Raw genomic sequence first — 10,891 nt, 5'->3', positions numbered from 1 at the left:
GACGCCGCTTGCACATCTAACTTAGACTTTCGGTTTCGGCGCGCCGCGTTAACCCTTTCCTTATCGGATTCATATTTTTCGCCGCCCGGAATCCTCTCGGAATTTTGCGCCGCAAACCGTTCTGTGGTATAGGTTAACACCTTGAGCCCGGCGGAGAAGCCGCCGGGTGGCGTGTCGTCCTGAATCTTCCAGTGAGGGGGCAGTGATGCTGAAGACGTTTTTGACCACTTTGATCAAGCGCGGCCGGCTGACCGTGCGGATTAACCCTAACAAAACCTGGCATTTCGGCGCGCTCGATCCGGAACATCCGCATCTCGACGTCCATATCTGGTTCGCCAGCTCATGGACGGCCTTCAAGGTGGCGATGAACCCCTTCCTTTATTTCGGCGAGGCCTATACCGACGGCGACCTGATCGTCGAAAACGGCTCGTTGTGGTCATTCGTCGAGCTGATCGGCATCAATTTGCAGAACATGCCCAAACGCGGGCGGTGGTCGCGGTTATTGCACAGATTCAAGGGTTGGCTGCCGGCGCATTCGCTGACGGCCTCTCGCAAGAACGTGGCGCATCATTACGACCTGTCCGAAGCGCTCTACCGCATGTTCCTCGATGAGGATATGCAATATTCTTGCGCCTATTTTCAGCATCCGGGCGTGACCCTGGAACAGGCCCAGATCGACAAGAAGGACCATATCGCCGCCAAGCTGGCCCTGTCGCCCGGGCAAAGCGTGCTCGATATCGGCTGCGGCTGGGGCGGCATGGCCCTGCACCTGGCCAAGCGCGACAATGTCAATGTCACCGGCGTCACCCTGTCGACCGAGCAGCTGGCGGTGGCGGAGGTGCGCGCCCAGGCGCCGGACGTCCAATCGCGGGTGCGTTTCGAGCTGTGCGATTATCGCCAGGTGACGGGCCAGTTCGATCGCATCGTCAGCGTCGGCATGTTCGAACATGTCGGGCTGGCCGGCTTTGACGGCTATTTCGAAACCGTGGCCGAGCGGTTGAAAGATGACGGTGTCGCGCTTATCCACACGATCGGCCGGCGCGGCAAGACCGGCGGGCGATCGGCCTGGACGGAGAAATATATCTTTCCCGGCGGCTATATCCCCAGCCTGTCGGAGATCACCGACTCGATCGAAAAGTCGGGGCTTTATATTACCGACGTCGAATCCTTGCGCCTGCACTATGCCGAGACCCTGCGACACTGGCGCGAGCGTTTCGAAGCGCGGCGTGATGAGGTCGAAAAGCTTTATGACGATCGCTTCTGCCGCATGTGGGATTTCTATCTCTGCTATTGCGAGCTCGGTTTCCGCTATGGCGACCTGATGGTTTATCAGGTCCAGGTGAGCAAGAAGCTCGATACCCTGCCGATGACGCGCGACTATATGATGAGCCAGGAGTCATCGGCGGAGGTCTTAGACTTCGAAGAAGAAGCGGGCAAATTGCGCGAACGCCCCTGCCGTCTCGTTTAGGCGTTCGGGTAGGGCGAAACGCGGCAGGAACAGCCCGACCGTGCGGCGCGGATTGAAGCCGGCCATTGGGATTCGCACGACATCGGCAGCGGTATAGCTGTCGGGCATGACGGTGACGCCTATGCCGGCGCCGACCATGGCGAGCGCGCGTTCGTCTTGTGATGTGCGGTAAACGAGCGGCGGACGGACATTGCGGTCGGTGAAATGGCGGCTGGTTTCGCTGAGGACCTCGCAGCGGCTGCGCACGATCATGGAGTCATTGGCCAGGTCTTCGCCGCGGATGACCGGTTCTGCGGCCAGGCGGTGGTTGCGCGACAGGGCCAGTTGGTAGCCTTCTTCGAACAGGGGCAGGCTGGTGTCGTCGTCCACCCGGCGGATCGACAGGGCGAAATCGATGCCGCGTTCGTCGAGGCGGTTGAGCAGCTCCTGCTCCGTTCCGTCGAACAGATCGAAACGCAGGCCGGGATGTTGCGTGGTGAAGGCTGAGAGGAGACCGGCGACGGTGGCTGCCGGCAGGGTTTGCAGGACGCCGAGGCGCAGGGTCGCCGCCTGGTCGGACTGAGCGATCTCGGCGGAGGCCATATTGACTTCGTGCAGGATGGCCTTGGCGCGCGGCAGGAAACGCGAGCCGGCCGTGGTCAGAAAGACGCGTTTGTTGTTACGCACGAACAGGGCCACGCCCATCTGGTCTTCGAGGCGCTTGATACCGGCGGACAGGGTCGGTTGGGTGATCAGGCAGGCCTGGGCGGCCTTGGTGAAATTGCCGGTTTCAACGACGGCGAGGAAGTAGCGGAGGAGGTAGAGTTCCATGGGCTCCGTCTCAAGAAAAGGAAGTGGCCCCACCACCACGCCCTCCGGGCGCGGTCCCCCTCCCCGGCAAGCGGGGAGGATCAAGAATTAACCTGTTCCTCCCCGCTTTCCGGGGAGGGGGACCATGAAGCGCAGCGAATGGTGGTGGAGGCCTTTCTGGGTTTATCATAGACGCCATCTATCTATAGAATAGTTATTATCGATTTTTCCAATGCTCGCAACAGGCGTATGGGTAAAATTTGGGCGGAACAACAAGACGAATCGACACCATGGCTTTCAAAAGCGAGATCGACCCGACATCCTCCGAATTCAGGACCAATGCCGCCGCCATGACGGCCGTGGTCGAGGACCTGCACAGGGTCTCGGCCAAGATCGCGCTCGGTGGTTCGCAGTCGGCGCGCGACAAGCATGTAGCGCGGGGTAAGTTGCTACCGCGCGACCGGGTGGCCGGCCTGATCGACCAGGGCTCGCCCTTCCTGGAGTTTTCGGCCCTGGCGGCGCACGGCGTCTACGAAGACGACGTCCCGGCCGCCGGTATGATCACCGGCATCGGCCGCATCAACGGCACCGAATGCGTCGTGGTGTGCAATGACGCCACCGTCAAGGGCGGCACCTATTACCCCCTCACCGTCAAGAAACACCTGCGGGCGCAAGAAATCGCGCTGACCAACAACCTGCCGTGCGTCTATATGGTCGATTCCGGCGGCGCCAATCTTCCGAACCAGGACGAAGTGTTTCCGGACAAGGACGATTTCGGCCGCATCTTTTTCAACCAGGCCCAGATGTCGGCGCGCGGCATCCCGCAGATCGCCGTGGTCATGGGCTCATGCACGGCCGGCGGCGCCTATGTCCCGGCCATGTCGGATGAGTCGATCATCGTGCAGAAGCAGGGCACCATCTTTTTGGCCGGCCCGCCCCTGGTTAAGGCCGCCACCGGCGAGGTCGTGTCGTCGGAGGATCTGGGCGGCGGCGACGTCCATGCCCGCGTCTCCGGCGTTGTCGATCACCTGGCTGCCAATGACGCCAACGCCCTGGCGCGCGTGCGGCGGATTGTCGGTGACCTCAACCGGGTCAAAAAGGTCGATCTGGCCACCCGCGACGTCGTCGAGCCGAAATACGATGCCAGGGAATTGTACGGCATCATCCCGGCCGACACCAAGACGCCCTATGATGTGCGCGAGGTCATCGCCCGCATCGTCGACGGCTCGAACTTCCATGAATTCAAGGCCTTGTACGGCGAAACCCTGGTGTGCGGCTTCGCCCATATCCACGGTTATCCCGTCGGTATCGTCGCCAATAACGGCGTACTGTTCTCCGAAAGCGCCCTGAAAGGCGCCCATTTCATCGAGCTGTGCGCGCAACGCGGCATTCCGCTGGTCTTCCTGCAGAACATCACCGGCTTCATGGTCGGACGCAAATACGAGAACGAGGGCATTGCCCGCCACGGCGCCAAGATGGTCACCGCGGTCGCCTGCGCCAATGTGCCGAAATTCACCGTCATCATCGGCGGCAGCTATGGCGCCGGCAATTATGGCATGTGCGGCCGCGCCTACGATCCGCGCTTTTTGTGGATGTGGCCCAATGCCCGCATCTCGGTCATGGGCGGCGAACAGGCGGCCAATGTGTTGGCCACCGTCAAGCGCGACGGCATCGAGTTGAAGGGCGGGACGTGGAGCGCCGAGGATGAGGCCGCCTTCAAGGCGCCGATCCGCGACACCTATGAGGCCCAGGGCCACCCCTATTATGCCAGCGCGCGGCTGTGGGACGACGGAGTCATCGATCCCGTCGACACCCGCCGGGTTTTGGGACTGGGCATATCGGCGTCGTTGAACGCCCCCATCGCGCCGACGACGTTCGGCGTATTCAGGATGTGATGTCATGACTTCTATGGTGAAAGTCGATATGAATATCCGCGGCGTCGCCCGGGTGGTGCTGAACCGCCCCGACGTCCACAATGCCTTCAATGCTGGCATGATCGCTGAGCTGTGCGACGCCTTCCATATGCTGGGGCGCCAGGAGGTGGTGCGGGTCATCGTCCTGTCGAGCGAGGGCAAGAGCTTCTCCGCCGGCGCCGATCTCAACTGGATGAAGCAGGCGGCGGCCCAGGACGAGGCGGCGAACACCGCCGACGCCATGAAGATGGCGCGCATGTTCGAGACCATGAACACCTGCCCCAAGCCGGTGATCGGCCTGGTCCACGGCGCGGCCTTCGGCGGCGGGGTCGGGTTGGCGGCGTGCTGCGATATCGTCATCGCCAAACCGGAAGCCATGTTCGGCCTGACCGAGGTGCGGCTGGGGCTGATTCCGGCGGTGATTTCGCCCTTCGTCCTGGCCAAGATTGGGGTGACGGCATCCCGGCGCTATATGTTGAGCGGCGAGCGTTTCGGAGTCGAGGAAGCCCTGCGGATCGGCCTGGTCAACGAAGTGGCGACCGATTTGGACGCCGCGGCGGCGAAGGTGGTCGAGGCTTTCCTGGCCAGCGCGCCGGGCGCTGTCGCCGATATCAAGGCACTGATCGCGGAACCCGAACTGACCGGCGAGCTGACCTCTGCACGGATCGCGGCGCGGCGGGCTTCCGATGAGGGCCGCGAGGGTATAGCCGCCTTCCTCGACAAACGCTCACCCGATTGGATCGCCTAATGTTCAAGAAGATCCTCATCGCCAATCGCGGCGAAATCGCCCGGCGCATCATCCGCACCTGCAAGCGCATGGGCGTCGAGACGGTGTGCGTCTATTCCGAAGCCGACAAACACGCCGCCTTTGTACGTGAGGCCGACCGCGCCGTTCTGATCGGTCCGGCGCCGGCGGCGGAGTCGTATCTGCGCGGCGACCGCATCATCGCCGTCGCTTTGGAAACCGGCGCGCAGGCCATTCACCCGGGCTATGGCTTCCTGTCGGAAAACGCCGAATTCGCCGAAGCTTGCGAGGCTGCCGGCGTGGTCTTTATCGGCCCGCGCCCGGATGCTATCCGCGCCATGGCGCTGAAAGGCGCCGCCAAAGCCTTGATGACCGAGGCGGGCGTGCCGGTGACCCCCGGCTATCACGGCGACGACCAGGGTTTGGCGACTCTACAGGCCGAGGCCGGCCGCATCGGCTATCCGGTGCTGATCAAGGCGGTGGCCGGCGGCGGCGGCAAGGGTATGCGCCGGGTCGACGATCCGGCCGACTTCGCCGACGCCCTGACTTCGGCGCAACGCGAAGGCCAGAACGCCTTCAGCGACCCCAAGGTGCTGATCGAAAAGTACCTGACCGTGCCGCGCCATATCGAGATCCAGTTGTTCGCCGATGAACATGGCAATGTCGTGCACCTGTTCGAACGCGACTGTTCGTTGCAACGCCGCCACCAGAAGGTCATTGAGGAGGCGCCGGCCCCCAGCCTGCCCGAAGCCCTGCGGCAGGCCATGGGTCAGGCGGCGGTGCGGGCGGCCCAGGCCATCCGTTATCGTGGCGCCGGCACGGTCGAATTCATCGTCGACGTCGCGAACGGTATCGACACGGCCGCCTTCTATTTCATGGAAATGAATACGCGGTTGCAGGTCGAACACCCGGTGACCGAAGAGATCACCGGTCTCGACCTGGTCGAATGGCAGTTGCGGGTGGCCAATGGCGAGGTTTTGCCGAAAACGCAGGATCAGTTGACCATTACCGGCCATGCCATCGAGGCGCGGCTCTATGCCGAGGATCCGGAGAACGATTTCCTGCCGGCGACCGGTCGGTTGGAAAAGCTGGTTTTCCCCGATTGGGCGCGGATTGAATCCGCCGTCGGCGAAGGCGATGAGGTCAGCGTCTTTTACGACCCGATGATCGCCAAGATCGTTGTCCATGGCATGGATCGTACGGCGGCTTTGGACAAGATGCGCGAGGCTTTGATCGAGACGCAATTGCGCGGTTTGGCGACCAATCTCGGTTTCCTGCGCCGGGTGGTGTCGGATGAGGCGTTTGCGGCGGCGGAAATCGATACCGGCTTCATTGCCCGCCATCAGGAGCGGTTATTGGCGCCGTGGCCGGATTTTGCCGCGCCGGCGAGTGCCGTGACGGCCGATCCGACTTCGCCGTGGAACGACAATAAGGGCTGGTGGCTGGGCCTGCCCAAGCGCTCGCCTCTGGTCTTGAAGCACGAGGCCGGCGAAGATGTCGTGGCGTCGGGCAATGTCGTCTCGCCCATGCCGGGTAAGGTGGTCGATGTGTTTGTCAGGGCCGGGGATACGGTCGAAAAGGGCCAGAAGCTGCTGATCCTCGGCGCCATGAAGATCGAGCATACGATGAAGGCTCCCAAGGCTGGGGTCGTTTCGGCCGTGCATGTGGCGGCTGAGGATCAGGTCGGCGACAAGGCTTTGTTGGTTGTGATTGAGTAAAAGGGTTTATCCACAGATTACACAGATTACGCAGATTTTTCAAAAGTAAGGTTTGACCACGAAAAACACGAAAAACACGAAAATCTATGGGTGTCTTCGATATGGGTGATCGTCATGTTTGACGAGCGCCGAAGGCGCTCAATCAGAGTATGATTGGCAGCGATGTTAAAGACGCCCACAATCGTTTTCGTGCTTTTCGTGTTTTTCGTGGCCAATCCTTCCTCTCTAACCTTCTGAAAAATCTGTATAATCTGTGTAATCTGTGGAGAACTTAAAATTAGAGGACATGTCCCATGATTGAGTTTCCGCATTTGCAATTTGGCCACGGCGAAGAGATCGACAGCCTGCGCGAAGGCGTGCGGCGGTTTGCCGAGGTCGAGATCGCTCCGCTGGCCGATGAGACCGACCGCTCGGACCAGTTCCCCATGGCCCTGTGGCGCAAGATGGGCGATATGGGCGTGCTGGGCCTGACCGCCGGCGAGGAATATGGCGGTGCGGCCATGGGTTACCTGGCACACACCATCGCCATGGAAGAAATCTCGCGCGCCTCGGCCTCGATCGGCCTGTCCTACGGCGCCCACTCCAATCTCTGCGTCAACCAGATCACGCGCAACGGCACGGCCGAGCAGAAAGCGAAATATCTGCCGAAGCTGATCTCCGGCGAGCATGTCGGGGCGCTGGCCATGTCGGAGACCGGCGCCGGATCGGACGTCGTGTCGATGCGCCTGCGCGCCGACCGCAAGAACGACCGCTATGTCCTCAACGGCTCGAAGATGTGGATCACCAACGGTCCCGACGCCGACACCCTCGTCGTCTATGCCAAGACCGATATGGACGCCGGATCGAAGGGCATGACGGCGTTTTTGATCGAGAAGGAATTTACCGGCTTCTCGGTGGCGCAAAAGCTCGACAAGCTGGGCATGCGCGGGTCGCACACCGGCGAGCTGGTGTTCGAAGACTGCGAAGTGCCGTACGAGAACGTCCTCGGCGTCGAAGGCCGCGGCGTCCAGGTGCTGATGTCGGGGCTCGATTATGAACGCGTGGTGTTGAGCGGCGGGCCGCTCGGCATCATGCGCGCCTGTTTAGACGCCGTCATCCCCTATGTCCACGAACGCGAGCAGTTCGGCGCGCCGATCGGCACCTTCCAACTGATGCAGGGCAAGGTCGCCGACATGTATTCGACCTGGGCCGCCTGCCGCGCCTATGTCTATGCCGTGGCCGCCGCCTGCGATCGGGGAGAGACCACGCGCAAGGACGCCGCCGGCTGTATACTCTATGCCGCCGAAAAGGCGACATGGATGGCCGGCGAAGCGATCCAGGCCCTGGGCGGCAACGGCTATACCAACGACTTCCCGGTCGGGCGGCTGTGGCGCGACGCCAAGCTCTACGAGATCGGCGCCGGCACGTCGGAAATCCGCCGTATGCTGATCGGGCGGGAACTGTTCGAGGAAACGAAGTGAGCCGGCCGTCGCATGTGACATTGTACGAAGTCGGGGCGCGTGACGGCCTGCAAGCGGAAAAGCAGATCGTCGCGACCGCCGACAAGGTCGCCTTGATCGACCGGCTGTCGTCGAGCGGTTTGCGCATGATCGAGGCGGCCAGCTTCGTGTCGCCGAAATGGGTGCCGCAGATGGGCGATGCCGCCGAGGTCATGGCCGGGATTACGCGCGCTTCTGGCGTCAGCTATCCGGTCCTGACGCCGAATATGAAGGGCTATGACGGCGCGCGGGCGGCCGGGGCCGATCATGTCGCCATTTTTGGCGCGGCATCGGAGACCTTCAGCCAGAAGAATATCAATTGCAGCATCGACGAGAGTCTCGAACGGTTTGCACCGGTGTGCGAGCAGGCGAAGGCGGACGGCGTCAAGGTGCGGGGCTATGTGTCGTGCGTCATCGCCTGTCCCTATGAAGGCCCGATCGATCCTCATGCCGTGGCGCATGTGACGGATCGGATGCTGACTATGGGTTGTTACGAGGTGTCGCTGGGGGACACGATCGGGGTGGGGACGCCGGCCGATGTCGAGCGTCTGCTGGATGTGGTGATCGGCCGGGCGGATGCGGCGCAACTGGCCGTGCATTTCCATGACACCTATGGTCAGGCCCTGGCCAATATTTTGACGTCGCTGGAGTACGGCATTTCGGTCGTCGACGCCTCGGTCGGCGGCTTGGGTGGTTGTCCCTATGCGCCGGGCGCTTCGGGCAATGTCGCCAGCGAGGATGTTTTGTATATGCTGAACGGGCTGGGGATTGAGACGGGGGTCGATCTCGGCAGGTTGGTCGAGGCGGCGTGGTTTATCTCGGATGTTTTGGGCCGGGCGCCGAAGTCGAAGGTGGCCGTTGCCAGGGGGCGGCCGCAGGTTTAAGAAAGGCCCCCCACCGTCAGCCCGAAGGCGGGCTGCCACCTCCCCCACGAGTGGGGGAGTATAAGATGATTCAATGTCGTATACCGCCGCGCTATCGTGCGTGGTGGTGGGGTTTCTATCTTACTTCAACTGGCCCAGCAGCTTGAGCACAAACCCCGTGCCCAGTGACGCTGTCGTCGCCGCGAACGTGCCCCAGGCCATGTCGATCAGGCTCAGCTTCAGCGACCAGTTCCTGATCACTGATAATCCCGTCAGGTCATAGGTGGCGAAACACACCAGACCGAACAAGGCCGCCTTCCACGCCAAGCCAGTGAAATCAGCTTTGCCGCCGAACAGGGACGGGTAGACGATCAGACAGGCCAGGCCGAAGGCATACAGGACATAGAAGGTTCCGCCGGCGATCATGTTCGGCTTGTCGGCGATCAGCCCCGGCATGTTCGGCTTGTACAGCTTGTCGATCGTCGACCCCAGCCAGACGACATCCAGGACCAGCAGCAGAACCACCAGAATAACAAAGGTCAGGCCGAAATGCTTGATCATGGATTAGATCCGCGCGAACGGCTGCAAGGCCCAGGCCCAGAAGCTTTGCGGCACGATGGCGGCCTCTTGGGCCACCAAACAGAGGCAATCTTCATCACCCTCCATGGCCGGCGAGTGGCGGTCGTCACTGTCATCGCAGATGGCGATATCGCCGCGGCCATAGCTGCCCTTGTGATCCTTGAAGCGGCCGGCCAGCATGACGGTGATTTCGAGGCCGCGGTGGGTATGGGCCGGCATTTCCATGCCCGCCTTGACGTGCATCAGAAAAGTCTTCGAGCCCTTGGGCGCATCCGGCACGACAACGGGTGCCATCCACACACCGGGCGCGGCCCAATAGCGGTCCTTGATGGCGGCGGTTTTTAGCGAGTCAGGCAGTTCGAACCCTTCGAGGAAGGCCGGCGTCTTGACGGTCGCCTTAGGCATATCGTCCGTATCCGGACGTTCCTTAGGTCGTTCGATTCTGGCTAGGGCCAGATCCAAGGCATTATCCGACATCGGAGCGTCTTCGATCTCGGCCAGCAAGGCGCCGCCCACGGCATCGAACAGCTTCATATCGCTGCGGCACGTCCCGCATAGCTCGACATGCGTGGCGACGGCCAGGGCCAATCCCGGCGCCAAAGCACCGCGATAAAAATCCCAAAGCAGGTCTTCACCCGGATGGTGATGGGCCGTCGTCATACGCTGTCTCCTGATACTGTACGCGAGAAGCCTGCCTTCAGCCGGATCATGGCCAAACGCAGTCGTGATTTTACCGTGCCCAAAGGGATGGACAAGGCCTTGGCGATGTCGCCATGCGACAGGTCCTCATAAAAGGACAGGCGCAGAATGGTTTTTTGCTCGGGCGGCAAGGTCGCCATGACCAGGGCCAGAGCCTCGGCCGATTGCGCGTCGACCAAAAGCTCGTCGGCCGCCTTGTCATGATCCGACATCCACAGATCTTCCGGCAGCTCCTTGACGCGCTTGGCCTTGCGCGCGGCGTCGATGCGCAGATTGCGGGCGATGGAATAGATCCAGGTCACGGCGGTCGCCTTATGGGCGTCGAACAGGTGAGCCTTGCGCCACACATTCAAAAGCGCGTCCTGGGCCAGATCCTCGGCCTCGGCGGCCGTCATGCCCTGGCCCATGACGAAGGCCTTTATCTTGGGGGCAAAGCGACTGAACAAAGCCGCATAGGCGTCGCGGTCCTTCGCCTCGGCAATGCGGGCGATCAAACTTTCCGGTGTGTCCGGGTCGGTGGCAGGCAACGGCGTGGTCATGCGCGTAGCAAAGCCGATTGTGAGGGCGCGGTCAAAGCTCATTTTACATATCGCTGGGATAGGCCCGGTCGCGACGACCTATCCGGTGAAATCTGAGCAG

General features: G+C 61.9%; 10 protein-coding genes. 6 read left to right on the top strand and 4 right to left on the bottom strand.

What is annotated here, in order from left to right; all coding sequences use genetic code 11:
- The first annotated feature begins 205 nt into the window (after window positions 1-205).
- Complete coding sequence (locus AC1DX3_RS23245; RefSeq protein WP_476991741.1) at window positions 206-1,468, top strand: class I SAM-dependent methyltransferase; 1,263 nt, start codon at window positions 206-208, stop codon at window positions 1,466-1,468.
- On the opposite strand, the gene AC1DX3_RS23240 is transcribed toward AC1DX3_RS23245, so the two are convergent.
- Window positions 1,412-2,278, bottom strand: coding sequence for a LysR family transcriptional regulator (locus AC1DX3_RS23240; RefSeq protein WP_476991740.1), 867 nt, complete (start codon window positions 2,276-2,278; stop codon window positions 1,412-1,414). The genes AC1DX3_RS23245 and AC1DX3_RS23240 overlap by 57 nt on opposite strands.
- Before the next feature lie 329 nt (window positions 2,279-2,607).
- On the opposite strand from AC1DX3_RS23240, the gene AC1DX3_RS23235 reads away from it, so the two are divergent.
- From AC1DX3_RS23235 to AC1DX3_RS23215, 5 genes are all read left to right on the top strand, one after another.
- Complete coding sequence (locus AC1DX3_RS23235; protein WP_476991772.1) at window positions 2,608-4,152, top strand: carboxyl transferase domain-containing protein; 1,545 nt, start codon at window positions 2,608-2,610, stop codon at window positions 4,150-4,152.
- 4 nt (window positions 4,153-4,156) lie between these two features.
- Window positions 4,157-4,918, top strand: a complete 762-nt coding sequence (locus AC1DX3_RS23230) for an enoyl-CoA hydratase-related protein (RefSeq protein WP_476991739.1) — start codon at window positions 4,157-4,159, stop codon at window positions 4,916-4,918.
- Window positions 4,918-6,633, top strand: a complete 1,716-nt coding sequence (locus AC1DX3_RS23225; protein ID WP_476991738.1) for an acetyl/propionyl/methylcrotonyl-CoA carboxylase subunit alpha — start codon at window positions 4,918-4,920, stop codon at window positions 6,631-6,633. Before AC1DX3_RS23230 ends, AC1DX3_RS23225 begins: the two co-directional genes overlap by 1 nt.
- Before the next feature lie 293 nt (window positions 6,634-6,926).
- Window positions 6,927-8,093 (top strand): isovaleryl-CoA dehydrogenase, encoded by a 1,167-nt coding sequence (locus tag AC1DX3_RS23220; protein ID WP_476991737.1) that lies wholly within the window; start codon window positions 6,927-6,929, stop codon window positions 8,091-8,093.
- Window positions 8,090-8,995, top strand: a complete 906-nt coding sequence (locus AC1DX3_RS23215; protein ID WP_476991736.1) for a hydroxymethylglutaryl-CoA lyase — start codon at window positions 8,090-8,092, stop codon at window positions 8,993-8,995. Before AC1DX3_RS23220 ends, AC1DX3_RS23215 begins: the two co-directional genes overlap by 4 nt.
- Before the next feature lie 120 nt (window positions 8,996-9,115).
- Here the strand turns inward: AC1DX3_RS23215 and AC1DX3_RS23210 are convergent, their stop codons facing one another.
- From AC1DX3_RS23210 to AC1DX3_RS23200, 3 genes are read right to left on the bottom strand one after another with little or no spacing between them, the layout of a single operon-like run.
- Complete coding sequence (locus AC1DX3_RS23210; RefSeq protein ID WP_476991735.1) at window positions 9,116-9,535, bottom strand: DUF2177 family protein; 420 nt, start codon at window positions 9,533-9,535, stop codon at window positions 9,116-9,118.
- 3 nt (window positions 9,536-9,538) lie between these two features.
- Window positions 9,539-10,213, bottom strand: coding sequence for a ChrR family anti-sigma-E factor (locus AC1DX3_RS23205; RefSeq protein ID WP_476991734.1), 675 nt, complete (start codon window positions 10,211-10,213; stop codon window positions 9,539-9,541).
- Window positions 10,210-10,833, bottom strand: coding sequence for a sigma-70 family RNA polymerase sigma factor (locus AC1DX3_RS23200; RefSeq protein WP_476991733.1), 624 nt, complete (start codon window positions 10,831-10,833; stop codon window positions 10,210-10,212). The genes AC1DX3_RS23205 and AC1DX3_RS23200 overlap by 4 nt, the downstream gene beginning before the upstream one ends.
- Window positions 10,834-10,891: the final 58 nt, after the last annotated feature.

The organism is Asticcacaulis sp. P2_B1 (genome assembly GCF_056404915.1).
The sequence above is the reverse complement of the archived record's forward strand: the minus strand, read 5'-3'. Positions and strand labels throughout refer to the sequence as shown.